The sequence below is a fragment of the Carnobacterium sp. FSL W8-0810 genome (assembly GCF_038007125.1).
GTDB lineage: Bacteria > Bacillota > Bacilli > Lactobacillales > Carnobacteriaceae > Carnobacterium_B > Carnobacterium_B inhibens.
In genome coordinates this window covers 666,660-692,732 of the sequence record NZ_JBBOWO010000001.1, presented here as the reverse complement: position 1 = coordinate 692,732, position 26,073 = coordinate 666,660, and the positions used below count along the sequence as shown (strand labels likewise).

Annotated in this window: 25 protein-coding genes; 8 read left to right on the top strand and 17 right to left on the bottom strand. The window is 37.4% G+C overall.

The annotated features are described in order from the left end of the window. The first annotated feature begins 17 nt into the window (after nt 1-17). On the top strand, nt 18-1,502 hold the full coding sequence (locus NST49_RS03400) for a flotillin family protein (RefSeq protein ID WP_341046999.1): 1,485 nt from the start codon (nt 18-20) through the stop codon (nt 1,500-1,502). 661 nt (nt 1,503-2,163) lie between these two features. Here NST49_RS03400 and NST49_RS03395 read toward each other — a convergent pair. The 7 genes from NST49_RS03395 to NST49_RS03365 all read right to left on the bottom strand — a co-directional run bounded on the left by NST49_RS03395 (nt 2,164) and on the right by NST49_RS03365 (nt 10,076). Beyond that, entirely contained in the window at nt 2,164-3,210 is a 1,047-nt protein-coding gene (locus NST49_RS03395; RefSeq protein ID WP_341046996.1) for a LacI family DNA-binding transcriptional regulator, read from the bottom strand. A gap of 333 nt (nt 3,211-3,543) precedes the next feature. Beyond that, nucleotides 3,544-3,858, bottom strand: coding sequence for a PTS lactose/cellobiose transporter subunit IIA (locus tag NST49_RS03390; RefSeq protein ID WP_002305088.1), 315 nt, complete (start codon nt 3,856-3,858; stop codon nt 3,544-3,546). Between the two features lie 55 nt (nt 3,859-3,913). Next, nucleotides 3,914-5,278, bottom strand: coding sequence for a PTS sugar transporter subunit IIC (locus tag NST49_RS03385; RefSeq protein ID WP_341046993.1), 1,365 nt, complete (start codon nt 5,276-5,278; stop codon nt 3,914-3,916). Between the two features lie 18 nt (nt 5,279-5,296). Next, nucleotides 5,297-5,599, bottom strand: coding sequence for a PTS sugar transporter subunit IIB (locus NST49_RS03380; protein ID WP_002305086.1), 303 nt, complete (start codon nt 5,597-5,599; stop codon nt 5,297-5,299). A 47-nt stretch (nt 5,600-5,646) separates the two neighbouring features. Beyond that, nucleotides 5,647-7,086, bottom strand: coding sequence for a glycoside hydrolase family 1 protein (locus NST49_RS03375; RefSeq protein WP_126108985.1), 1,440 nt, complete (start codon nt 7,084-7,086; stop codon nt 5,647-5,649). Nucleotides 7,087-7,159: 73 nt separating this feature from the next. Next, nucleotides 7,160-8,053, bottom strand: a complete 894-nt coding sequence (locus NST49_RS03370) for an ROK family protein (protein ID WP_002305082.1) — start codon at nt 8,051-8,053, stop codon at nt 7,160-7,162. Between the two features lie 664 nt (nt 8,054-8,717). Beyond that, entirely contained in the window at nt 8,718-10,076 is a 1,359-nt protein-coding gene (locus NST49_RS03365) for an IS91 family transposase (protein WP_341046520.1), read from the bottom strand. 407 nt (nt 10,077-10,483) lie between these two features. On the opposite strand from NST49_RS03365, the gene mutT reads away from it, so the two are divergent. Both mutT and NST49_RS03355 read left to right on the top strand, forming a co-directional pair. Further along, entirely contained in the window at nt 10,484-10,885 is a 402-nt protein-coding gene (gene mutT, locus NST49_RS03360; RefSeq protein WP_445662718.1) for an 8-oxo-dGTP diphosphatase MutT, read from the top strand. Then, nucleotides 10,882-13,755 carry a DEAD/DEAH box helicase gene (locus NST49_RS03355; protein WP_341046988.1) on the top strand — a complete coding sequence of 958 codons (2,874 nt, stop codon included), beginning with the start codon at nt 10,882-10,884 and terminating at the stop codon, nt 13,753-13,755. Before mutT ends, NST49_RS03355 begins: the two co-directional genes overlap by 4 nt. 124 nt (nt 13,756-13,879) lie before the next feature. Here the strand turns inward: NST49_RS03355 and NST49_RS03350 are convergent, their stop codons facing one another. Further along, the gene (locus tag NST49_RS03350) at nt 13,880-14,011 is read right to left on the bottom strand and encodes a hypothetical protein (RefSeq protein WP_034537971.1); all 132 of its coding nucleotides are present in this window, start codon (nt 14,009-14,011) and stop codon (nt 13,880-13,882) included. A gap of 523 nt (nt 14,012-14,534) precedes the next feature. Here NST49_RS03350 and NST49_RS03345 point away from each other — a divergent pair. The 5 genes from NST49_RS03345 to NST49_RS03325 all read left to right on the top strand — a co-directional run bounded on the left by NST49_RS03345 (nt 14,535) and on the right by NST49_RS03325 (nt 18,953). Next, on the top strand, nt 14,535-15,275 hold the full coding sequence (locus tag NST49_RS03345) for a MurR/RpiR family transcriptional regulator (RefSeq protein ID WP_341048654.1): 741 nt from the start codon (nt 14,535-14,537) through the stop codon (nt 15,273-15,275). A 94-nt stretch (nt 15,276-15,369) separates the two neighbouring features. Further along, entirely contained in the window at nt 15,370-16,803 is a 1,434-nt protein-coding gene (locus tag NST49_RS03340) for a 6-phospho-beta-glucosidase (protein ID WP_187948716.1), read from the top strand. A 55-nt stretch (nt 16,804-16,858) separates the two neighbouring features. Continuing rightward, on the top strand, nt 16,859-17,413 hold the full coding sequence (locus NST49_RS03335; RefSeq protein WP_187948715.1) for a hypothetical protein: 555 nt from the start codon (nt 16,859-16,861) through the stop codon (nt 17,411-17,413). Between the two features lie 478 nt (nt 17,414-17,891). Then, nucleotides 17,892-18,068, top strand: coding sequence for a hypothetical protein (locus tag NST49_RS03330; protein ID WP_187948714.1), 177 nt, complete (start codon nt 17,892-17,894; stop codon nt 18,066-18,068). A 57-nt stretch (nt 18,069-18,125) separates the two neighbouring features. Then, entirely contained in the window at nt 18,126-18,953 is an 828-nt protein-coding gene (locus NST49_RS03325) for a sulfurtransferase (protein WP_341046982.1), read from the top strand. An 86-nt stretch (nt 18,954-19,039) separates the two neighbouring features. Here NST49_RS03325 and rpsI read toward each other — a convergent pair whose 3' ends face one another. The 9 genes from rpsI to NST49_RS03280 all read right to left on the bottom strand — a co-directional run bounded on the left by rpsI (nt 19,040) and on the right by NST49_RS03280 (nt 26,018). Further along, nucleotides 19,040-19,432 carry a 30S ribosomal protein S9 gene (rpsI, locus tag NST49_RS03320; protein WP_023179527.1) on the bottom strand — a complete coding sequence of 131 codons (393 nt, stop codon included), beginning with the start codon at nt 19,430-19,432 and terminating at the stop codon, nt 19,040-19,042. A gap of 13 nt (nt 19,433-19,445) precedes the next feature. After that, the gene (gene rplM / locus NST49_RS03315; protein ID WP_023179528.1) at nt 19,446-19,892 is read right to left on the bottom strand and encodes a 50S ribosomal protein L13; all 447 of its coding nucleotides are present in this window, start codon (nt 19,890-19,892) and stop codon (nt 19,446-19,448) included. A gap of 146 nt (nt 19,893-20,038) precedes the next feature. After that, a complete protein-coding gene (locus NST49_RS03310) occupies nt 20,039-20,536 on the bottom strand; it encodes a GNAT family N-acetyltransferase (RefSeq protein ID WP_341046978.1) in 498 nt (165 codons plus the stop codon). After that, on the bottom strand, nt 20,511-21,350 hold the full coding sequence (gene truA / locus NST49_RS03305; RefSeq protein ID WP_023179530.1) for a tRNA pseudouridine(38-40) synthase TruA: 840 nt from the start codon (nt 21,348-21,350) through the stop codon (nt 20,511-20,513). The genes NST49_RS03310 and truA overlap by 26 nt, the downstream gene beginning before the upstream one ends. 92 nt (nt 21,351-21,442) lie before the next feature. Next, complete coding sequence (locus NST49_RS03300; protein ID WP_341046975.1) at nt 21,443-22,240, bottom strand: energy-coupling factor transporter transmembrane component T family protein; 798 nt, start codon at nt 22,238-22,240, stop codon at nt 21,443-21,445. Next, nucleotides 22,237-23,127: an energy-coupling factor ABC transporter ATP-binding protein gene (locus tag NST49_RS03295; RefSeq protein ID WP_341046973.1), complete on the bottom strand. Its 891-nt coding sequence runs from the start codon at nt 23,125-23,127 to the stop codon at nt 22,237-22,239. The genes NST49_RS03300 and NST49_RS03295 overlap by 4 nt, the downstream gene beginning before the upstream one ends. Next, nucleotides 23,103-23,942: an energy-coupling factor ABC transporter ATP-binding protein gene (locus NST49_RS03290; protein ID WP_341046972.1), complete on the bottom strand. Its 840-nt coding sequence runs from the start codon at nt 23,940-23,942 to the stop codon at nt 23,103-23,105. Before NST49_RS03290 ends, NST49_RS03295 begins: the two co-directional genes overlap by 25 nt. 724 nt (nt 23,943-24,666) lie before the next feature. Then, on the bottom strand, nt 24,667-25,047 hold the full coding sequence (rplQ, locus tag NST49_RS03285) for a 50S ribosomal protein L17 (RefSeq protein ID WP_007722182.1): 381 nt from the start codon (nt 25,045-25,047) through the stop codon (nt 24,667-24,669). 26 nt (nt 25,048-25,073) lie between these two features. Continuing rightward, complete coding sequence (locus NST49_RS03280) at nt 25,074-26,018, bottom strand: DNA-directed RNA polymerase subunit alpha (protein WP_023179534.1); 945 nt, start codon at nt 26,016-26,018, stop codon at nt 25,074-25,076. Nucleotides 26,019-26,073 lie beyond the last annotated feature (55 nt).

The window sequence follows — 26,073 nt, the reverse complement described above, 5'->3', positions numbered from 1 at the left end:
AAAGTAGGAATGTACACATGGATTCAGCATTATTTGGAACCGTTGGCGCAGTTGTCATCGCAGTCATTTTATTAGTAGCATTAGTTAGTCGTTACCGTACAGCTTCTCCAGCAGAAGCGTTAATTATCAGTGGTACAGCATTAGGCAGTAAGAACGTGTATGTAGACCCAAATACGGGCAATAAAATGAAAATCGTTAGCGGAGGCGGGACATTCGTTTGGCCAATCATTCAATCCGTTCATAAGTTGTCATTACTGTCATCTAAACTAGACGTTCGTACACCAGAAGTGTATACCGAGGAAGGTGTTCCAGTCGCAGTTGACGGAACCGTTATTATTAAAATTGGATCTACATCAGAAGATATCGCAACAGCCGCTGAACAATATCTTGGTAAATCAACGGAACAATTAGAAAGCGAAGCGAAAGAAGTCCTAGAAGGTCATTTGCGTTCAATTTTAGGTCGTATGACTGTTGAAGATATTTATCAAAATCGGGATAAATTCAACCAAAACGTCCAAGATGAAGCATCTGGCGATTTAGCTAAAATGGGATTGGTTATTTTATCTTTTACCGTAAAAGAAGTAACGGATAGAAACGGTTACCTAGATTCATTGGGTCAAGGGCGTATTGCTGAAGTGAAACGAGATGCAGATATCAAAACAGCAAATGCGGATAAAGAAACACGTATTCAACGAGCATTAGCTGAACAACTGTCTCAAGAAGCGGAATTGCAACGCCAAACAGAGATTGCACAAGCTGAAAAAGTGAAAAGTCTGCGCGTATCTGAATATGGAAGAGAACAAAATATCGCTAAAGCCGAAGCTGAAAGTGCGTATGACTTAAAGAAAGCTGAATTAAGAAAACAAGTTATCATTGAAGAGGGTAACGCTCAAATTATTGAACGTGAAAAGCAAATCGAATTGCAAGAAAAAGAAACCATCAAGCAAGAACGTGAATACGACGCAACTGTCCGTAAGAAAGCTGATGCTGAACGTTACTCTGTTGAGCAACGTGCGGAAGCCGATAAAAATAAAGCCATTGCTGAATCTGAAGCGAGAGCCAAAGAAATCGAATTAAACGGTATGGCTCAAGCTGAAAGTATTCGTTTAATCGGTAAAGCTGAAGCAGACAGTAAGACTGCATGGGCAGAAGCCTTGAAACAATACGGTGATGAAGCCATTGCAACCTTACTAATTGAAGCTTATCCTGCAATTGTTCGTGCTGCTGCTGAACCATTGAGTAACATTGACAAAATAACCGTTGTAGACAGCGGAAACGGAAATGGCGCATCAGCTATTACCAAAACAGCCTTAAACACATTGACCGCTTCTCAAGAAGCGTTTAAAGACGCAACAGGCTTAGACATCAACAATTTAATCAACTCATTTGCTGGAACAAAAAATGTGGGTCGTCAAATCAGTAATTTAAACGACACACTCACTCAAACAGCAGTCGTGGCTGAAGAACCAATCACCACAGACGATGCAGAAAAGATCATTTAAACACCTGCATCAATGCACGGCTAGGAGCTTTGTGGCGGTTCGATTCCGCCTCGTGTATTTAAATTAGATCAAATGAGTTCCAAAAACAACCCCGATGAAAAACCTTTCGTTAAAGGATTGATCTGTAATCAAGATAGAATAGGCACAATTGTCATTCGCTAACGCGTACTCGCTACCAATCCTGTAGTAGACTTTCACCACCAAGTTATCACCCACGCGGGCGCATTAAGAAAAGCGGACAAGTCCGCCTTGACCTATGAAAAAATAGGAAATTTGACCCTGAATGAGCAGCGAAGCGCGCAATGGGGCAAATTTATCTTTTTTTCACTAGGTCAGGACTTGGGAGCTAGACATTGATGGCTGAACTTATAATCCCCTAGTCTACAAAAAAATATGCTCCCCCGATATAAGAAAAAGAGGAGGAGAAATCGTTTAAAAACTTTTTAAATTATCTTATCATGAAAAAAGAAAGTCTGCATAATTTTTGTATAATTACTCAAAGAAGGAGATGTTTGGGAAATATTCCTGTTTTTGCTGAGATTTAAAGTACAGAGCATTTTTGGGCGCTGTACTTTACTTTTCAAGTCGACATAGACACAGACATTGTCTACCTCAATCAAAATAATCAAATAATCAGCTCCAACTAATTCAGCAAGTTTTGCTACTGCAAAATCCCACAACTCTCCCTTTCCACTAATGAGACAGGTACTACATTTATAGATGGCTTCGTTTCACCTTCAATCGATGCAACAATCGACTTTGTGGCGATATCAGCCATTTCTCCTAACTTCATTTTCATAGAAGTCAATGGCGGATTAGAATATTTAGACGATTCAATATCATCAAATCCTATAACAGAGATGTCATCTGGAACTTTGAGACCTCTTTCTTGAATAGCTTTGATTGCTCCAAATGCTATCTTATCATTACTGGCAAAAATAGCCGAAAACTCACTATTTCCATTAAATAATTTTTTCGCAGCCTCATATCCAGCATTTTCCACAAATTCGCTATTTACAATCAAGTTCTTATTTACTTCTATCCCTGCATCTTCTAATGCTTTTTTGTATCCTCTTATCCTGTCTTTAGAAGAGAATTTGACCGTACCGCCTGTAATATGTGCGATTTGTTTATGTTTTTTATCTATGAGATATTTTGTCGCACAATAAGCGCCGTTGTAATTGTCCGCATTCACTATCATGCACTGGTTATAGGTGGCATCTTCAGGTCTGATTGATTGATCGAGCAGCACAACTTTATACCCTCTATCAATGATTGTTTTTATCGATTCATCGTCGTCATTCTGGCCTATGAAAATCCCACCAGAAATTGTCTTATTATAAAAACTCTCTTTAATTTTTTCATAGCCTGCGACGCTATGTATAATATGGACAAGAACCAGGTAATCCATCTCACTTGCTGTTTCTATCACTGAACTAGTAAATTCTAGATAATACGGACTTTTGGTAATTCTATTTTTTAGTCCAACTTCTTCATGTATCAGGTCTATAATAAATAAGCCGATCACCTTATTTTGGCTTCCTGCAAGCATCCTTGCTGAAGCATGTGGCACATACTCATGTTCCTTAATTACTCTTAAAACCTTTTCTCTTGTTTCTTCCGAGACATTTGAATAATTATTTATCACTCTGGATACAGTACTGCGTGATACTCCGGCAATTTTTGCAATTTCAGTACTATTCATCATAAAGGCATCTCCTTTCGTTCGTAAACTCGTGTTCATACTGCAACACTATATTATTTGTCCATTTTTTTCAATCTTTTTCTGTTTTTCGAAAAACTCTGCCTGCTTCAGGATTCCAGCAAAAGGAGACTTTTGGCAATACCTTTCATGCAGAAACCATCAGCAAATGCCTTCAACCGCAGAACAAACCACCACCCCGGTGTTTTGTTCTAAAAATAAGGCACCCAGGATTATATTTCATCCTGGGTGCTCTATGTTTTGCTGCTGGCATCAGATTCTGCCTGTAAAGTAAGCAAGCAATTCTAGTTCGTCTAATATTTTCTCTTTCATGTTCACTTATTTATTGTTTAACTGTTTGAACATTTCTATCATTTCTTCGATTAATAATTTAGTTGTCTCCGTCGACATCAATTGATCTTCTGCGTGCATGATTATTAACGAAAGTTCAACTTTTTCGCCAGCAGCTTCTTTTTGTATCAAAGAAGTATGTGCATGATGGCCTTTCACAAAATATTCCGATGCTTCAGCCATTTTCTTTTCTGCTTCATTGTACTTTCCTTTTCTGGCATCTCTTAATGCTTCAATAGCCAATGATTTGGCCATTCCAACATTACTGATTATACTAAAAGCAGTTAATTCAATTCCTTCCATGTGTAAATCTCCTATCTTGAATCTTTCGGTTTGTTCTCAGCGTACTGCAGCTTTTTTAAATCGATTCTACTACTTCTTGTGACTGTATTTCATTCTCCATTTCATCTTCAATAATCGCTGCTTTATTCGCTGCGATTACAAACGGCGAGTAAATCAATACACTCACCGCAAGACAGATGAATCCGACAAACAGTGCGACGATATTTCCGCCTGTACCCAAGAAAGGCATCAATGGTCCTGGTGTTGTCCAAGGAATACCAATCGTTACCGGCGGCATAATCTTAAGAATCATAACTGCGGTATAACCAATCATAATGTTAACCAGTGGCGCAATAATAAATGGAATAATGTAAATCGGATTCAGAACAATCGGTAAACCAAAGATAACCATTTCGTTTATATTGAACAAACCGGGTGCCAAAGAAAGTTTGGCAATACTTTTCGATTCCTTATTTTTCGAGAAAATCAACATAGCAATGATTAGACCCAATGTCGCTCCTGAACCGCCATATTCAGAGAAAGCAGTAGCTAAACCACTGTACGTTATCGGATAAGGCGCTCCCCATGTAGTACCGCTTTCAGCATAATGTAAGAGGTTTGCGTTTCCGGCTTCCGAGAACATGGTATCTCGAATAGCTGCAATCGTATTTGGTCCGTGTATTCCCATAGCCCATAGCGATTGAGATAATAATGCTAAAATAAGCACTGAGAATAAACTTTGACTCATTCTGGTCAATGGTGTTTGAATGATGTTATAAATTAATTCATGTAATCCGCCCGGTGCAGCCATTTTTACAAAGTAGTTGAGGACGGAGAATAAAATCGTCGTGATGATAATCGGGATCAACACTTTGAAGGATCTTGCAACTGCTGAAGGTACTTGTTCTGGCATTTTAATTTCTAACTTATCTGATTTTGCTAATCTAGACATTAGTTCGCCGACCAAGAGCCCAACCAAAATTGCTACAAACAACCCTTGTGCGCCCATATATTGATTTGTTAGATAATTTACTCCTTCATTATCGAAATAATCAGGATAGATGATGAAATAAACAGAGATTGCGGTCAAACCTGTCAACAAATCATCGCCTTCCATTAGTTTCGCAAGGTTTCTGGCTATCAAAAACACAATCAGAATCGAGAAAATATCAGCTGAACCTTTAACAACTGGAGCGAACACTGCTTGGAATTTAACAATACCCGGAAAAAGTTTATCGAATTGCAAGATTTTAAACATGAATCCATCTGCTGACAAGAAAACATTATTCAATAACACCATCAATGATCCTGCCATCGTTAATGGGAATGATAAAATAAAAGCATCTCTTACTGCGCATATGTGTCTTTGAGCGTTCAACTTTGTAGCTACAGGCACTAACAATCTTTCTATAGCACTTTGAAATTTGTCCATAAAACTCATTTTTTTTAGCCTCTTTTCCTAGTTTATTTTTTGTAAAGCATCTTCTAAAATCGCTTTTCCATTCATCATTCCATACAGCCGCATGTCCATCACTTCTACGGGAATTCTGCCTTTTACAAGTTTTTCAACGGTCCCTTTCTGGAAACGCACTTGTGGTCCTAAAAGAACGATATCGACATTATCAACGGCCGTACTTGCCTCTGCAACTGGAAGAGCATCTATTTCTACTTCAATTCCTTTTTCCTTTGCGGAGTTTCTCATTTTGGTCACAAGCAAACTTGTGGACATTCCTGCTGAACATACTAGTAAAATTTTTTTCATGGTCTATCTCTCCTTGTTTTTTCATATTCATTGATTGTGAACGATTCTTATAACTCTTCTCCATTGGTGCGAATAACATTTTTGTACCAATAGAAGCTGTTCTTTTTGATTCTTCTCAAATCTTTTTGATCATTTTCATCTCTGTCCACATACACAAATCCATAGCGTTTTTGATAACCATTCAACCAGCTTAACAAATCTGTAAATGACCACGTGCAGTAGCCTAGAAGATCAACACCATCTGTTATTGCTTCTTTACAAGCCTTGATATGTGCGCTCAAGTAATCGATTCTGTGAGCATCATTGACAGTGTCGTCTTCTTCAAGCTTGTCGAATTCTCCAAGCCCGTTTTCTGTAATAAGTATTGGAAGATTATATTTGCTGGTCAATCTTCTTAGTCCAATTCTTAAACCAGTAGGATCAATTGCCCAGTCCCAATTTGTTGTTTCCAGATGTGCATTTTTTGCATTTTTATAAACTCCGGGTAATCCGCTTTCTTTAGCGGTGCCTTTTTTACCTGTGTTATTGATACCTTCCGATTGCCCTACTCCATCAAGCGGATTGAATGCAACTGTGCTTGTTTGGTAATAATTTATTCCGATAAAATCTGGTTTTACTCTTTCCAACAATTCAAGATCTCCATCTTCAATAGTGGGTGCGATTCCAAGTCTTTCGTAATATTTAAAAGCGAACACTGGATATTTACCTTTGCAATAAACATCGAGCCACCAATTGCAATTTAAATCCTCTGCATTTTCTGCGGATAAAACATCTTTTGGATCGCAACTGAATGGATAAACTGGTCCAAATGCAAAGCTTGGTCCAATCATACCGTCTGGAACATATTTTTTGAAGGATTCAATTACGGTAGCATTAGCTAAGTTCGCTATATGATTCGCCTCAAGCATTCTCTTTTGATCTTTAACAGCTGGCGGGTGCATAGCGGTTACGTAACCTAGTGTTACAAATATATTTTGTTCATTCAATGATACCCAGTGCTTAACTTTATTCCCAAATCTCTTGAATAACGTTACACAGTATTCATTAAAATCATGAATGATTTCTCTTGATTCCCATCCGCCGTACAAATCTTGAAGATGTTGAGGTAAATCCCAATGGTACAACGTAATGATTGGTTGGATATTGTTCGCGATAAGTTCATCTATCAAGTTTTCATAAAATTTTAAGCCTTCTTCATTTACTTCATTTCTTCCATTGGGATAAATACGTGTCCATGCAATTGAGAATCTATAAGCTTTCAATCCCATTTCAGCCATTAAAGCTACGTCTTCTTTGTATCTATTGTAATGGTCGACCGCGATATTCCCGTTTGTATTCTTAAATGTTGTCCCCGGTTGGCGGGTGTACACATCCCATACACTTTCCCCCTTTCCATCTTTGTCCCATGCTCCTTCAACCTGATACGCTGCAGATGCCGATCCCCATAGGAAATCATCTTGGAATTTGTCTAATTCTTCGTATATCACTGAATCTTCTCCTCCGTTTTCAATATAAATTTATTTTCAAACATTCTTTCTTGAAACAAAACTGTTGTGTATTTTAGATAGAAGCTTTTATAACAGCACCCAGTATGTTGGCATCGTTATTATGCTTGCATCTATTGATTTCGGTAGTAATAAAATCCGCTTCTAAATACTCCCTACAGGTTTTCTTATACGTTTCTCTTACTTTATTGATGAACCAGTTTTCTTCGGATATTCCTCCACCGATGCATATCACTTCAGGATTATAAAAAACGGTGATTACTATTAATTGAGCCACTATGTTTCCTATCCATTCATCTACTGAAGACACAGCTGATTCATTTCCGTTTAGGTACTTCTTGCAAACCTCATTTCCATACTGAACCTGCTCCTCCCGATTAGCTTTTTTATTGTATAAATTAACCAATCCGGTTATCGAAGCATAATCACCCATCTTATCAAGGCCGCCTATCTCAGCGTTTACAAAAGGCATATTATGGAATTCCCCCGCAAACGAATCTTTTCCATACACAACTCCGTTTTCGTCGCATATGCATCCGCCTGTTCCTGTACCTATAATCAAAAACGCTGAAGATTTGTATCCCTTTGCATTTCCAATTTTAAACTCACATAAACCTGCCGCTTTTGCATCATTGATTGCGGACACTTTTTTATTTGTCCTTTTGTTGATTTCATTATTGATATTTGTGCCGTACATTATAGCTACGTTAGGAGCAGCATAGGATTTAACATTCGAATCTTCATCAATAAGGCCGGGTGCGCTTACACCGATTTTGTCAATTTCATCTACATTTCTTATATTTGAACATATATAATCGTAAAATTCGTCGGCTGTATTGTACTTAACCGTTTCGACTTTCCACTTCTCTTTGATGCGATGTTGCTTGTCTATTAATGCATACTTAATGAACGTCCCTCCTATGTCTATTCCTAAACTTATTTTCCCCATAACACTTCTCCTTAAAATGAAGGTCTTGCAGTTTGCCTTCTTATATTGCAGCTTGATTCAAACTCATAAACGCGCGTTCATGATTTGTTAAAAAGAAAAACGATACGCTCATTTCCACCTTTTTTTATACGATGAACATCCCATGAACGCGCGTTTATGGATATAGCATATACTGAAAGCAATTACATTTCAATACTTTTTTTATTTTTTTTATTTTTTATGTGTAGTTTTTGTTTGAAAAGTACCTTTTAATTCCACCAATACTAAAAAATAAGGGAGCGATTTCATCTTCATTTAACCAGTTTTTTAAAGTACAGAGCAAATTTCTGGGCTGTACTTTATTTTTTTGACTTCAAAATTGATAGAAATGAACATTTTGATTTTCATTATCATTTTTCAGAAAAAAATACCTTCTCAAGTTAATAAATCAACTTAAGAAGGTATAGATTTTTATCACGCTAAACTGTAAGAAAACCTCGAGCTAACGCTCGAGGCCTTTTTATTTTAGTGGAGACTTTCAACTCGGAGATATCGATTGTCGTAGAGGACGCCGGTGGCACCTCGGAAATATTCTGGAATCATTTCTCCCTGGCAGACTTGGCAGCTGAACCGCGGTGGGTCATGAGGATCTCCCCCATCCAGCCAATCGAATTGCTCCACGACCTCAAGTGGAATCTCTTCCACTGCCCTGCATTGACGACAGATATAGCTCACGCTCTTGTCCTTGGGCTCTCTGTCGTAATCCTTCCCAGTCGAACCGAAGGTTTTCAAGAGCTTGCGCTTCTGCTTTTCTCTGCTGGTGTTTTTCTTTTTCTGACTCAATCCGTTCAATCTCCTCCCGTAAATACCTTCTCGCATCCCAATCGTTCGCATATTGGATGGTAAGCTGTCCTTTTTTGGACACAACAATCCCCTTGAACTCGTAGTAGTTGCCGCATTTCGAACATTTGAGTGGATCGATTCCGAATGTTTCGGTTATCCTTTCGCGCCATTTTTTCGGTTGGGCCATCTTTCGCGCACGGATGAGCAACTTCGTCATCTTCTCCTGTAGATGACGGACCACCTTTTGGACGGTCTTCTTGATACGTCTGCTGTACAACCCGTAATGGCGGATTGTTTTGAAGCCTTTGTCCGGGATGTGCCGGATCAGCGAAAGGATAAACTCTTTGGCCCCCATTATCTTGATTGCTTCTTTGTTTGTGCGTTTGTCATGATACCGGAAGAGGACCGTGTCACCATCGTAATAGATGATCCGTTCGAGCGCGATGGGTCCTCGTTTCATGTATCGGCTGATATATTGCAGCAGTGCCTTCACATTGGTCCTGCTCCGTTTCGGGGCGTTCACGTAAAAGCCTTCCGCATTCTTCGAATACGCGTTTTGCAGCAGGGGCTGGGCTTTCTTCTTCTCCTTCGGAGTAAGGGTACGCCGCAGGAGCTTAAGAACCGCGTTCTGCCAATGTATTCGCAAGAGTTTATAGGGAATGTAGTCGTAATCCACCCATTTCCCGCCGTCTGTCAACCCGCCCATGGTCACAATCATGTGCACATGGGAATTGAACTCCAACTGGGAGCCGAAGGTATGTAGGCCTGCGATGATGCCCGGGGTGATGCGTTTCTTGCGGAAATACGCCTTCACCACGTTTGCTGCCTCATCCATTAATCCCTTCAACAGTTCCTCCCGGTGAAGGAGAAACAAATCCCGCAATCCTTCATCAATCGTGAACACGATATGCCGGTGAATGGTGTGGTACATGTCATCCGCAATCATGTCGCTCCAGCGCTGACTCTCCCCAACCGCACAGGTCGGGCAAAACTTTCCCTTGCAGCGAATCGGAACATGCTTGACATCATGACAGCCTTCGCAAACGAACAATCGAAATCCTTTCCTCACATCGCCGCAATAGTGGAACTTATCTACTTCCGACAACACCACAGAGCGAATTCTTTTCTTGTGTATTCTCACAAGCGAGTCCCAATGGTGTTCTTTATCAAAGAAGATGGCGTGAAGAATATTCTTATTCATACCTTTATTTTACCCTCCGTGGAACAAAAAGCAAATTTGTGGAACATGCATCCGGATAAGCTTCTTTTCAAGAATAATTTTATAAAACCCTATACTATAAAAAAACACCTTCCAAAATATGAAGGTGTCGTGAAATGTTAATATACTAACATCCAAGTTATAAAATGCATCATTTTTTGCTTGCGTCTTGCCTTCTATTACTCCATGTTGAGTGGTGTTTTCCAAAATGGAAATAGTCACTTGTTCATTTAATCTTCTTGATTCAACGGAAATATAAATTCTCCTTCATCAAGAGTTGTATTTTAACGGACTAAAGTGAATTTACGCTTATTAATTAACTTCATACTTAAGGCTAGGAATGATATGATAAAATAAAACTACTACCGGTAAAGAAAGAAGTGAATCTATTGAAGAAAATTAATGTCGTTGGCGCTATTTTAATAGAAAATGGAAAAATTTTATGTGCGCAACGAGGTGAAGATAAATCGTTAGCTTACCTTTGGGAGTTTCCTGGTGGGAAAATAGAAACTGGAGAAACACCACAAGAAGCTTTAATTCGTGAGCTACAAGAAGAGTTGATGATTGAAGTGGAAGTGGAATTTGAAAAATTTGAAGAAACGAGTTATCAATATGACTTTGGTATAGTAAATTTAACTACCTTCATTTGTTTTTTAAAAAGTGGCACACCACAGTTAACTGAACATATCGCTGTAGAATGGTTAGTACCTAAAGAATTGAATAAACTAGAATGGGCACCAGCGGATATACCAGCCGTTGAGAAATTAATGGAAATGGAAACAATACGATGACAGATATGTTAGAGCGGTCTTTAAAAAAAGCTTTTATAGACAAAAAAATTGAAGGTTCTTTATATGACCCTCAAATGATCATCAATGATACGAAAAAAAAGCAGTATATGCTGAATGTGTTGCAAAATGAATTAGATACTTGTAAAGAATTCTTTTTTTCAGTGGCGTTTTTAACTCAAGGTGGTCTAGCAGCACTAAAAACACAATTGGCCGACTTACATGATCGAGGAATTAAAGGGAAAATTTTGACTTCAATTTACCTAGCCTTTAATCAGCCCGCGGTCTTTGAAGACTTAATAAAGATTCCTAATGTAGAAGTGCATATTTCAAAAAAAGAAGGGTTTCATTCCAAAGGATACCTTTTTAAACAATTAGGCTATCATTCTTTTATTATCGGAAGCTCCAACTTAACCATGAGTGCTTTAAAGACTAACTACGAGTGGAATGTCCGTTTAACTTCCTATGACCATGGGCAAATGATTCAGGACATCCAATTACATATGGAACAAGAATGGCAAGCAGCCCAAGTATTAACATCAGAATGGGTTTATGACTATAAAAAGACTTATCAACCAATGACATATTACAAAGAAGTCAGCACAATTCAAGATCCAGCTCTCGTTGATGGGTCCGCTCCTTACATTGTGCCCAATAATATGCAAAAAACGGCTCTATTCAATCTAAAAGAATTACGGAAAACTGGAGCCAAAAAAGGGTTGGTCATTTCTGCTACAGGAACTGGAAAAACATATTTATCAGCTTTTGATGTTTTACAAGCTAAGCCTAAACGCGTTTTATTTATCGTTCACCGAGAACAAATTCTCAATAAAGCCAAAAGCGATTTTCAAAAAATTCTTGGAGGACAAAATGGTGATTATGGAATTCTCTCTGGAAATAAGAAAGAAATAACAGCAACTTATTTGTTTGCTACTATTCAAACTATATCAAAAGATGCGGTCATGCAACAATTTGCTAAAGAACACTTCGACTACATTTTAATTGATGAAGTCCATAAAGCGGGTGCTCCTTCCTATCATCGAGTAATCGATTATTTTCAGCCCGATTTTTTACTAGGCATGACAGCTACTCCTGAACGAACTGATGGATTTAATATTTTTGAGTTATTTGATTACAATATTGCTTATGAAATTCGACTTCAAGAAGCTCTAGAAGAAGATATGCTTTCCCCATTTCATTATTTTGGAGTGACCGATTATGTAAAAGATGGAGAACTAATTTCTGAATCGACGGATTTGAAATATTTGGTTGAAGAAGAACGCGTTACTTATTTGTTAGAAAAGCTCCAGTATTATGGTTGTTCTGGTAACATTTCTAAAGGGTTAGTTTTTTGTAGTCGTAAAGAGGAAGCTAAAACACTGTCTACGCTATTCCACCAAAAAGGCCATCCTAGTACTTATCTAACAGGAGAGCATTCACTTGAAGACCGAGAAAGACAAGTTGAGCGACTAGAGAGCGGCGAAATTGAATACATCTTTACAGTAGATATTTTTAATGAAGGAATTGATATTCCCAAAATCAATCAAGTGGTTATGCTTCGAAATACCCAGTCGAGTATTATTTTTGTGCAACAATTAGGCCGGGGATTAAGAAAAGACCTTTCTAAAGAATTCGTTACCGTAATTGATTTTATTGGAAACTACAAAAACAATTATATGATCCCAATGGCTTTGTCTGGGGACGTGTCTAGGGATAAAAATAATTTACGCAAAGATACTTTTGATACAAACTTTATTTCAGGCATTTCTTCCATCAATTTTGAAAAAATTGCGAAGCAACAAATCTTCACTTCAATTAATCAAGCTTCTATGGATAGCATGAGTGAGTTAAGAAAATCATTCCAATTGCTTCATAATCGACTTGGCCGGGTACCCTACCTTAAAGATTTCGAAGAACAACACACGATCGATCCTTTGCTAGTTGCTAATAAAAAATTAAGCTATTACGATTTCCTAGTCAGTATAAACCAAAGTGAAGGGACACTTTCTGAGTTAGAAAATCGATTCTTAATGATTGCTTCAAGAGAATTGTTACCAGGAAAAAGAAAACAGGAATTAGTATTGTTAGAAAAAATGATGAGTGAACCTGAAAACAGTATATCTTTAAAAGGAATCCAACAGCTATTTATAGATAATGGGATTTTAGCAGATGAAGAAACAATAAATTCTATACTGAATACATTAGATCTATCCTTTTATACTGGTGCTATGGCAGCTACGTATAGGAAACAAGCTTTTATCAAACGAGCAGAAAATAAAGTGTCCTTGTCTCCTCTTTATAAAGAAGCATTAGTAAATGAATATTTTAAGTATTTGATGACGGATATTCTTGCAACTGGGTTGCTAAAATCTAAAGTGTATTCTTCTACAGAACCCTTAACGCGTTACCAAAAATACAAACGAAAAGACGTCTTGCGCTTGTTGAACTGGGACAAACAACTAGTAGACCAGAATGTTGGCGGCTATACATCAAGCAAAGACGAATTCGTTATTTTCGTAACCTTGAAAAAAGGAGAAACCTTCTCAGGTGCTCAAATGGCTTATGAAGATGAGTTGATCGACTATTCCACAATGAAGTGGTTCACGAAATCTCCAAGAACAATGTCCTCGCCTGAAGTGCAGAAATTAATGCAGCCTGAAGAATGGAATATACGTGTATTCGCTAAGAAATCGGATAACGAAGGAACAGAATTTTATTATCTAGGTGAAGTAAAACCAGTAAAAGAATCTATTATCGAGTTAGAAAAACCACTTCAAAATGGCGATAAAAAAAAGGTTGTAGAGATGTTTTTGAAGTTTTTAGAACCAATTGATGTAAACTTGTATCGGTATTTGGAAGCTGGACAGGAATGATATTAGAAATAAAGGTAATCGTATGGGTGTTGAATTGATCTCTTAATTATTTTAATTTAGAATTCAGCGTATCAAAAAAGAGCAGTAGCTGATTTTAGCTGCTGCTCTTTTGCTGTACCAAAGATTACTTATTAAAAATCTTCGGACCTTTTCGCATGTTTTTAAGATCATTTTTTGGTGTGTTGGTTTGTTTCGATTTTCCGCCACCTGCTTGTTTCTTTTTAATGATCTCTAACATTTTCTCTTTTGAATTCACTTATCACACCACCTTGTTAGTGTAACACTAAATACTTTCAGTGAGATAAGAGGAATAATGACTACTTTAATGGGATGATTCTTTCTCTATCCTAGTGAGTTCTTAGAATGATTAATCCATTCTCAAGACACCACTATTTATTAAATCCATTATTTTTTTCTATATCCTTTGCCCACCATCACAATATCTGGTTTTACATTCATCATTAAATAATACAGGATAAATCGTGAAGTAACAAACAAATTTTTGTTTATTGAGCAGATAATTTGTCCAAGGAATGTCCATTATTCTATTAAAATGAAATTCGGTAGAACGGTCAGAAAAAGTAGTATTAAAGTTTTTACCATTCCATAGCATAAGAAAATCCTTTATAATGGGAATGAATGATATCTCTAAGATACCAACCCTTACTATCACGATTATGATTCCCTTGATGTGCTTTTGAATAAACTCTTAGCCAATTATTAAGTTATTTATTCTCTCTGTTTTAATTTCGCTTTATAAAGGACTGATACGATTGATAATGGATAGACTAAACGATGTGACAAATTCCTATAAAAAAAATTCGACTTTCTATATATTAAGTTTATTCTTTCAAGAACATATTCACGAGATTCCTTATATTACAATGGATGAGGTTGCTATTAGAACCTTTGTATCAAAAAGCCAAATTTCTAAATATGTCAGATATTTAGACTATAAGACTTACATTGACTTTAAAGACGCTTGCGTAGAATACCTTGAATCCTTAGAGAGACGCCGTCACGATTCGAAAGAATCTAATAATATGAAAAATACTATTCTAAACTTTACAGATACTATGATTCATTTTCTTAACTCTTTAACAAGTTTGTTAGACTATAATCACCTAGAGTTATTAACTGAACAGCTTACTTCCGCAAGCACTATATTTGTATTTGCTCAAGGCGATGCGCGCTACCTCTGCCATCAGATCCAAACAGAACTACAAGTGATTAACATGAATGTTATTATTTGCGATGTTGATTTTCAACATTCCTACGATATTAGCGACGATGATTTATTATTAGTACTCAGTATTGACGGCAATACTTTCAAGTACGACAAACGAGTAGTGAAAAGGCTCGAGGAAACGAATGGAACAAAATGGCTCATAAGTTGTCAAAGTAATATAAAATTCAAAGGGCAACTGTTGCATGTTCCCATACAATACGGAAAATTCAATGCCTACTTCTTCAAATATGTTATTGATTTATTAATTCTCAATTTAAAGCAAACCTATTAAGCTTGTTCGTCAAGGAAGTTTCTTTTAAAGAAACTTCCTTTTTGATTAACAACATATCCCTTATACTTTGTGATAAGAGCAAGGAGGAATATACATGTCATTTCCAAACAATTTTTTATGGGGCGGAGCAACCGCTGCGAATCAAACAGAAGGTGCTTACGATGTTAATGGACGAGGCCCATCAAATCTAGATTATATGCCATACGGAGATTTACGTTTCCAAGTAGGTACAGGAAATTTGGACCCTAAATCTTTACCAGAGGATACTTTTTTCCCATCAAGAGTCGCCATTGACCATTATCACCATTACAAAGAGGATATTGCACTGATGGCCCAAATGGGATTCAAAGTCTATCGGTTATCACTCTCTTGGTCAAGAATTTATCCTAAGGGAAATGAATCAGAACCTAACCCGTTAGGCCTTGATTACTATCTGAATGTCTTTAAAGAGTGTCGAAAGTATAATATTGAACCTTTAGTAACCATCAATCATTTTGATATCCCTATGCATTTGGTTGACGAATATGGTGGATGGAAGAATCGTCAAACTATTGATTTTTATTTAAAATTCACCGAAACATTGTTTAATCATTATAAAGATTATGTCAAATATTGGCTTACTTTTAATGAAATCAATATGGTCTTACATTTCCCTTTTGTAGCAACAGGCTTAACTTTTAAACCAGAGGATAACAGAGAGCAGATAACAACTGATGTAATCCATCATCAATTAGTCGCCAGCTCTAAAGCTACTCAGCTTGCTAAAAAAATAAACCCAGATTTTCAAATTGGATGTATGCTGGCTGCTGGAAGTTATTATGCTCAGACGCCGCATCCAGAAGATGTATGGAAATCTATCCAAGATTCACGTGAAAGTTATATGTTTTCAGATGTCCAAGTAAGAGGAAGCTACCCTAATTATTACTTGAAACAAATCGAACAACAACATCTCACTCTTCCTATTAAAGACGGTGATATTGAGGTTTTAAGAGACCACACAGTAGATTTTATTAGCTTTTCTTATTATTCTTCAAGAGTAAGCAGTGCCCAACCTGATGCTGCGAATCAAACTGAAAGCAATATTTTTGCTTCAGAAATCAATCCTTATTTAGAAACTAGCGAATGGGGTTGGCAGATTGATCCATTAGGATTTCAAATTACAATCAATGAAATTTATGATCGTTACAACAAACCTATGTTTGTTGTAGAGAATGGTTTAGGGGCTGTCGATAATTTAACAGAAGATGGTGAGATTCATGATGATTACAGAATTGAATACCATAAAGAACACATCAAAGCCATGTCTGACGCAATCACTCTAGATGGTGTCGAGTTAATCGGCTATACATCATGGGCATGTATTGATTCTATTTCTAATGGAACTGGTGAAATGGCTAAGCGCTATGGTTTTATTTATGTTGACCGAGATAATTCCGGTAAGGGAACATTCAGACGTATTCCGAAAAAATCTTTTTATTGGTATCAAGAAGTAATTAAACATAACGGTGAAAATTTAAATGAAAAATAAATTTAATCTCACTTCATTATTTCGTTTCTTTCTTCTTTTATTCGGGTCTTTAGTCATGGGCTTAGGAGTTTCATTGTCCATATCAACAGGTTATGGAAGCGATTCTCTTTCTTGGGTCTGGCAGGGTATTTCACTTCATACTAATTTATCTTTAAATCAAGCCAATATGATCATCACTTTACTAATGCTGATTCCACCTTTAATTTATGATCGCGCTCAATTAGGCATTGGGAGTATTCTCCAACCTTATATTGTTGGAGCAACTGCCGAATATACATTAAACCAAGGACTCAGTAATCCGGGCAACTTTCTTTTCTTAATTATAGGTATTTTATTACTTGGGATTGGAGCCGGTATCTATACTAGTGCAAATCTAGGGAAAGTGCCTTATGATGCGTGTGTTTTTTGGATCAGTAAGGTCACGAAAAACTCAATTGGATTGATTAGAAGCTTAGGAGATCTGTGTCTCTTTATTATTGCTTGGTTGCTTAATCAGCATCTTATTATTGGTCCTTTAATCTCCGTATTTCTGATTGGTTACATTCTAAACACGACATATAATTTAATTAATACGTCTTTACAAAAGAGTAAGTACACGCTATTTAAGTAATGCGCTTAAAAACTTTCTGATACTAAACAAAACATCATGTTATTATCTTACTTTCTAGAAATGATGAATCAAAAGATTAAATAAACGTTAAATGTGATTCGAAATATAGTGCAATATAGACGGAGCTTAGCATTAAAAGAATTAAAAACTGAAATAGAAGGATAGAAGAGCTTATTCATGCTCTTCTATCCTTCTATTTTTTATTAATCAGTTCTTATCTCTCTCAGTTATCCAATTTGCCTACAGTAAACCATCTGGAGAAGTTACTCGTTCGTTGCACATTGATTAGTTGAACTGCCGAATTGACACATTCAGAAATAGCTATGTTTAGATGGCTACAATGCTTTTGATCTGGTTTAGAATAACTTTATTTTAAATAAAAAAGTATTGATGTTATCATAGAGATACAAGAAATCTTAATTAGAATAGGTTTGAACTGAATGCAAAATACGCTAATTGTTTGAAAGGTGTGTAGAGGATGAACAAATATCAAAAACGTACTGTTTCTATTTCAATTGCTGCACTTGTTGGTTTTTTAGTCTTGTCTTTACTAACATCTAATTGGAAATTCTTTTTATGGAGTTTATTGCCTATTTTTATGGTTTTGATGCTTTCATTTACTGCTAAACCTGATAAAAAAAGCAGTCGGAAATAAAAGAAAAATTCTATGTCTCTTCTTTTTCTAAAAAAATTGTTAATTTAGGAGGACTTTATGAAAAATTTTGTTACACAAACATGGTTATTAGAAAATTATTCAAATGATAACTTAATCTTACTGGATGCCCGTGCAGAATTAAATGACCCCAAGGCCGGAAATAATCAATATAAAAAAGGTCATCTCAAAAGAGCGCTATTCGTCTCTTTAGAAGATACAATGACCGGAAAAGTTAGCGAGCATGGTGGTCGGCATCCTTTGCCGGATATGGAAGTATTTACTAGGGAAATGAAGCAGTTGGGTATTTCTGATTCTTCTACAGTAATCATTTATGATAATGGGGATCTGGCAATGGCAGGCAGATTATGGTGGTTGTTAAGGTACGCTGGTAAAGATAAGGTATTTTTATTAGAAGGCGGTATAAAACATTGGGTCGATAATGGGTTAGAACTTACTATAGTTTTTCCAGAGCCGCAAGCTTCTGGGGATTTAAGATTGAATTTAAATGAATCCATGATTGCAGAACACTCTGAAGTAAAGGCTGCTGTTGACTTAGATCAAACAGCAATAATCGATTCCAGAGCGTATGAACGGTATTCTGGACAAGTGGAACCCTTAGATAAATTGCCTGGACACATCCCCAGTGCTTTAAACTATCCTTGGATGGATTTAGTTGATAAAGGTACCATAATGGACAGCAAAATTATAAACGAAAAGTTCAAATCTCTGGAAGAATATGAGGATATTATCGTTCACTGCGGATCTGGGATAACCGGGACAGTAAATGTGTTGTTTATGGAAGAAGCTGGATTGGAGCCAAGGTTGTACCTAGGAGGCTACAGTGATTGGGTCAGTTACGAAAACAGTCAAGTGGTAAAAGACTAAAAATTAGGAAAAACATTATCAGATTTTTATGCATAAAAAAAGAACTGCCATATAGACAGTTCTTTTTTGATATATATAACGTAATATTAACGTTTTGAGAATTGTGAAGCTTTACGCGCTTTTTTCAAACCTGGTTTCTTACGTTCAACCATACGTGGGTCACGAGTTAATAGACCTGCAGCTTTTAATGGGCCACGGAAGTCTGGATCAACTTCTAGCAATGCACGAGCGATACCATGACGGGCTGCTCCTGATTGACCAGTGAATCCTCCACCATTTACGTTTACATGTACGTCGTAGCTACCTAAAGTTTCTGTAAGAGCTAAAGGTTGTTTAACCACTTCGTGTAAATATGGGAATGGAATGTATTCAGTGATATCTTTTTTGTTCATGATGATTTTACCAGTACCTGGTACTAAGCGTACGCGAGCAGTTGAATTTTTACGTCTTCCTGTTGCGATATATTGTGTTTGTGCCATAGATATTCCCTCCTTAAATTAAGTTTGTGATGTCTAATACTTCAGGTTGTTGCGCTTGGTGATTGTGTTCTGCTCCACCGTAAACATGTAATTTCATGCCTTGAGCGCGACCTAAAGTGTTTTTAGGAAGCATACCTTTGACAGATAATTCGATTAATTTACGAGAATCTTTAGCACGTAAGTCACCAGCAGAGATTTGTTTCAATCCACCTGGGTTACCATCGATGTTACGAGAATAGATTTTGTCAGTTGCTTTTTTACCAGTTAATTTCACTTTGTCAGCGTTGATTACGATAACGAAGTCACCTGTATCAACATTTGGTGTGTAAGTTGGTTTATTTTTACCACGTAAAATAGCTGCGACTACACTTGACATACGTCCCATAGGGATATCAGTTGCGTCTACCACATACCATTTACGTTCTACTTCATTTGGTTTTGCCATATAAGTTGTACGCACGTTTTATTCCTCCATATTCTTATCTGTTTGTTTGAATGCACAATAAGTTTCCGGGGCTCATCGTGGTGGCAAACAATACCATTTAATATTCTACCTTTAATTTTGAATTTTGTCAAATTTTTTCTAAGAAAGAATTCTTTTTTCTTTTACTTATTTTCCGGAATAAAATAAGCCATAAATAAATCATCGACAAAGTGACCGTCGATCCAAAATTCATCCTTTAAGTGACCTTCTATTTCAAATCCGCTCTTTTGATAGAGCTTAAGGGCATTCGGATTAGTAGCTAATACGCGCAAGCTGAGTTTATGAATACCTCTTTCAGCTGCTAAAGGCTTGATAGCTGCTAGTAAAGCTGTTCCGACGCCTTTGCCTTGGGCGGATGGATGAACACCTACATCAATGCTCCAGATCTTCTGGTGAGCCGGTAGCTGAGAAGGCTTTTGAAAACCTAAGAGCCCTGCTATTTCTTGCGTTTCTTTGTCTTCGGCTACTAAGTGGGATCCCACAGCAAAATGCTTTTGATAGTCTTCCACTGTTTCATAAGTCGTTACACTAGGCGTATTGCCTGAATGCCAGATTTGATTTTCAATCGCCATTAGTTCGGGGTAATCACTTAATTTACTTAATCGAATGATCCAACTCATCTTGCACCTGCTCTCCTAGTACGCTGTCTTCTTGATAATCTGTGCCTTTTTTAGCTTTTGAAGAATCGTAATAGACTTCCATCAAATACAATCCTTGTGGTTTAGCCGTAGGACCAGCCTGATTGCGGTCTTTAACTTCCAGCAGTCGTTGGATTTCATCTGCCGGTCGTAAGCCATTAGCAATTTGCAGCAAAGTACCTACAAATATACGAACCATATTATACAAAAAGCCGTTTCCTCTAAAAGTAAAAACCAATTCATTATTAAATGTGTCTTCATAGACACTGGCTTCATATACTGTGCGCACTTTGTCTTCTCTGCCACTGTTGCTGGCACAGAAACTGGAAAAGTCGTGTTCACCTTCTAAGTCTTTCAACGCATCTTTTAATTTTTTCATATCAATTGGGTAAGGATGGTGCAACGTATACAACCGTTTGAATGGATCCGGAATCGCGTTTAAATCGACTCGGTATTGGTACTTCTTTCCACTAGTATTGTACCGGGCATGAAAATCAGCATCGACAAGCGAGACTTCCTGAACAAAAATCTCATCAGTGGTCAAGCTGTTCAATGCTCGCTGCATATTTTTGACTGGGATTTCGATTGGGTAGTCAAAGTGAATGACCTGTCCTTTTGCATGGACGCCAGAATCTGTTCGTCCAGATCCATGGATGATCACTTCTTTTCCTTTAGTCATAATTTTTAACGCTCGTTGGATTTCGCCTTGTACGGTACGATCATGAGGCTGAATCTGAAATCCAGCAAAATGCGTGCCGTCGTATTGAACAATCAATTTATAGCGTAGTGGTTCCATTTGTTCGACTCCTTTAAAAATAACCTATTCTCATTTCGTTAAAAGCAAAAGAACCTTTCACAACCAAGCAGAAAGGTTCTTTTCCTGGTGCATCAATTTCTAAATACAACTAATCCGACTGTCAATAGAGCATACGCCAGCATAGCTACTGTATCCCGTGATACCCAATCCAGTTTGCGGTATTTTGTTCTTCCTTCGCCGCCTTTGTACCCTCTGGCTTCCATAGCCGTAGCCAATTCCTCAGCGCGGTTAAATGAGCTGACAAATAGGGGGATCAAAATCGGTACGATGGCTTTCATTTGTTGGAAAATATTCCCTTCGCCAAAATCGACTCCACGAGCTCGTTGAGCATTCATAATTTTTTCCGTTTCATCCATCAACGTTGGCACAAAACGCAACGCGATCGACAGCATCAAGGCAATTTCATAAACAGGGACTTTAATGACTTTCAACGGACGCAATAAATACTCGATGGCATCAGTCAGCGATAAAGGCATCGTTGTCAAAGTCAGTAAGGTCGACATAAAAATGATCAACACAAATCGACAAAAAATGAAGATTCCGTTAATCAAACCTTCTTGTGAGACGATAATTGGGCCCCAATCAAAGTAGATCGTGCTGCCTCCCGTAAAGAGGACTTGCAAGACAACTGTAAACAGAATCAGCCAAATCAACGGTTTAACTCCATTAATGAAAAAGCTGAGTTTAATATTGGACAAGTGAATAGCACCTAAAGCAAAGACCAATAAGAGCAGATACGTTTGCCAATTGTTCGCTAAGAAAATAATTCCGATAAAAATAATGGTTCCTAACAGTTTCGCACGCGGATCTAATTTGTGAATCCACGAGGTTCCAGGAATGTAACGACCAAAAATCAATTTATCCATCATTGGGCATCACCTTCTTCTGTTGCAACTAACTGCAGTTTCAATGCTTTCGCAATCTCATCAGCCAAGTCCCCTGTTGTTAGTGGCAGTTCATTTAAGAAAAGGCCTGTTTTTTGGCTCAAGAGGCTTCCGAATGAAACAGCAGAAGGAACACCTAACTGCTTCGATTCAAGCCACTCAGCGTCTTTAAATACTGCTTGAGGCGCGCCTTCTTTGATGACAGTTCCTTTTTCAAGTACCACCATATGATCGGCATAATTCGCTACATCGTCCATTTGGTGAGTTACCAATATGATCGTGATACCTTGTGTGCGGTACAAGCGGTAAAACATGTCCATCATTTCTTTTCTCCCTTGAGGATCCAGACCTGCAGTTGGTTCATCTAAGACCAATACTTCAGGTTCCATCGCTAGAACGCCAGCAATAGCCACACGTCGCATTTGACCGCCAGATAGGTCAAACGGTGAGCGTTCTAAATACGAATCGTCTAAGCCCACGATTGGAAGCATACGCTTAGCTAGTTCAAGTCCTTCTTCTTCAGTAGCTCCGAAATTTTTAGGTCCAAAAGCAATATCTTTTGCGACTGTTTCTTCAAATAACTGGGATTCAGGAAATTGAAAGACGATTCCTACTTTTTTACGAATACTTTTCAAGTTTTTATTATCTGTTTGTGCGGTAATGATCCGGTCTCCAATGGTTACTGTACCTTCACTAGGTTTCATTAATGCATTTAAATGTTGCAGAACAGTCGATTTCCCGCTGCCTGTGTGACCTACTAAAGCAGTGAAGCTACCTTCTTTAATATGTAAGTCAATGTCATAGAGTGCCCGGTTTTGGAAAGGTGTGCCTTTTTGATAGGTATAGCCTACTTTTTCGAAAGTAATGTCCATAACCAGTCCACCATCCCTTCTTCAGTCAAGTACTCAGCTGGAACATCAATACCGCGATCGCGTAAGTCGCTTTTCAGCTTTTCAGCAAAAGGCAGATCAAGTCCCATTTCAATTAATTGGTCTCCATACGAGAATATCTCTTCCGGTGATCCTTCTTGTACCAATTCACCATTTTTCATCACTAGTATGCGATTAGCATTTGCTGCTTCATCAATATCATGCGTAATCGAAATAACCGTTAGATTCGCTTTTTCTTTGATTTCTTTAACGGTCGCCAGCACTTCTTGTCGACCTTGCGGATCCAGCATACTGGTCGCTTCATCTAGAATAATGATCTGCGGACGTAAAGCTACAACTCCTGCAATAGCTACCCTTTGTTTTTGACCTCCAGATAACCGAGCCGGTTCTTTTTCCATAAAGTCTTCCATTTTAACGCGCGTGATTGCACTCTTAACACGTTCGATCATATCATCTCTAGGAATCCCTTGATTTTCTAGACCAAAAGACACATCATCTTGAACGGTTGATCCTACAAATTGATTGTCTGGATTTTGAAACACCATTCCAACCATTTCACGGATGTCCCAAATATTTTCCTCACTTAATACAAGACCACCAACTGTCACTTCTCCTTGGCTGGGAGCTATCAATCCATTAATGGTTTTAGCTAGAGTTGATTTACCTGAACCGTTATGGCCAATAATTGCGATCCATTCACCCTCTTCAATTGAGAGAGAAACATTATTTAATGCCTGTCTTTCATCAGTTTCATGATATTGATAAGAAATTTCTTTTAATGTTATGATTTTATCCATTGAACATTCCTCACGTTCTATATCCTGAAAAAGAGTGGTTTCTTTTCCAGCTTTTTTTAAACCAAATTTAGTTAAGACTATCAAAAAAGAAGTTTCATTGCAATTCGATGATTTCCAACTTATTTTTATTCGTTCTTAATAAACTACTTCATAGTATAGCATTTCTTGACCTATTTTCGGAGGTGTCTTGACATATTTTAAAAGAACTTTACATTCTTTTTCATTTTAATAAACTTAAGTACATTAAAAACCTATTCGCATCGCTAATTTCTTGTTTCCATGAAAGAGTGAAACACTTTTGTTGTTCTACTTTTACGTCAACATCCATTTTATTGCTCAATTTTGTGAAATAGACATTACTTTAGTATTTAATACTTCATTCTATGCTAATCTTTCAGATGTTTTCAACGTTTTACAAGTAATAACCTCTAGTTTTTACAATCCAACCAATTTTTTATATTAAAAAAGGAAACAAATATATGGACACCCCCACCTACTTGTTTCCTTTCTTAAGACAAAAAAAATCACTTTCTTTTGATGAATTTACCTCTCCTGAATGAGCAATCTCAAGTCAGGAGAAGTTTCGAGCTAGACTTGGAAACCAATTTTCATTGATCCCATCATCATAACACTCTTTGCATACATCTAAAAAGTGAAACAAATTTAATTTTGAACCTGTTCTAGAATAAACGCGGCAACTCGTCATTCTAGTAGTGAATGAAAATTAAACTAATTCAATAATAACCATTGGTGCAGCATCGCCGCGACGTGGTTGAGTTTTCATGATACGTGTGTATCCACCTTGACGCTCAGCGTAACGTGGAGCAACATCACTAAACAATTTTTGTAAAACTGATTGAACAACGATATCTTCGCCTTCTTCTTTAACAGAAGCGACTTCATTACGTACGAATTCAGCAGCTTGACGGCGTGCGTGTAAATCGCCTTTTTTGCCTAAAGTAATCATTTTTTCAGTCGTTTTACGGACTTCTTTAGCGCGAGCTTCAGTCGTTACGATGCGTTCGTTGATGATCAAATCAGAAGTTAAGTCGCGTAGCATTGCTTTACGTTGTGAACTTGTACGTCCTAATTTACGGTAACCCATTGTACATTTCCTCCCTTGTTACAGTACTAGTCATCTTGGCGTAAGTTTAAGTCTAATTCAGCTAACTTAAATTTCACTTCTTCAAGTGATTTACGTCCTAGATTACGTACTTTAATCATTTCAGCTTCAGTTTTATCTGTTAACTCTTGAACAGAATTGATTCCAGCACGTTTCAAACAGTTGTATGAACGGACAGACAAATCAAGCTCTTCAATTGTCATTTCGAGCATTTTCTCTTTATGAGTTTCTTCTTTTTCTACCATGATTTCAGCTTTACGAGCTTCATCAGTTAGATTTACAAAGACGTTTAAATGTTCTGTAAGAATTTTAGCTGCTAAACTCACAGCCTCTTCTGGACTAATCGAACCATCTGCCCAAACATCAAGTGTTAATTTGTCAGAAATATTTTTTTGACCCACTCGAGTATTTTCAACTTGATAGTTCACACGACTAACCGGGGTGTAAATTGAATCGACTGGCAATACACCAATTGGCATATCGTCTTGTTTATTATGTTCAGCACGTACATATCCGCGTCCTGATTTTGCTGTCATGCGTACGTGGAAGCGTGCGCCTTCTGCAACTGTACAAATGTACAAGTCAGGATTTAAGATTTCAACATCGCTATCATAAATGATATCAGCTGCTGTTACGACTGCTGGACCTTTTACGTCAATTTCAATCGTTTTGTCTTCACCAGAATATAACTTGAGAGCAAGTTTTTTAATATTTAAAATGATTGATGTTACATCCTCAACAACACCATCGACAGTTGAAAATTCATGTAATACACCATCAATTTGAATAGTAGTTACTGCTGCTCCTGGAAGAGAAGACAACAAAATACGACGTAGTGAATTACCTAACGTTGTACCATAACCGCGTTCAAGTGGTTCTACAACGAATTTACCAAACTTGGCATCATCGCTGATCTCAATCGTTTCAATTCTTGGTTTCTCAATTTCGATCATTCTATCTATACCCCTTTCAAAACGTTAAGTTCATGTTATTGAGTGCTACCTACAT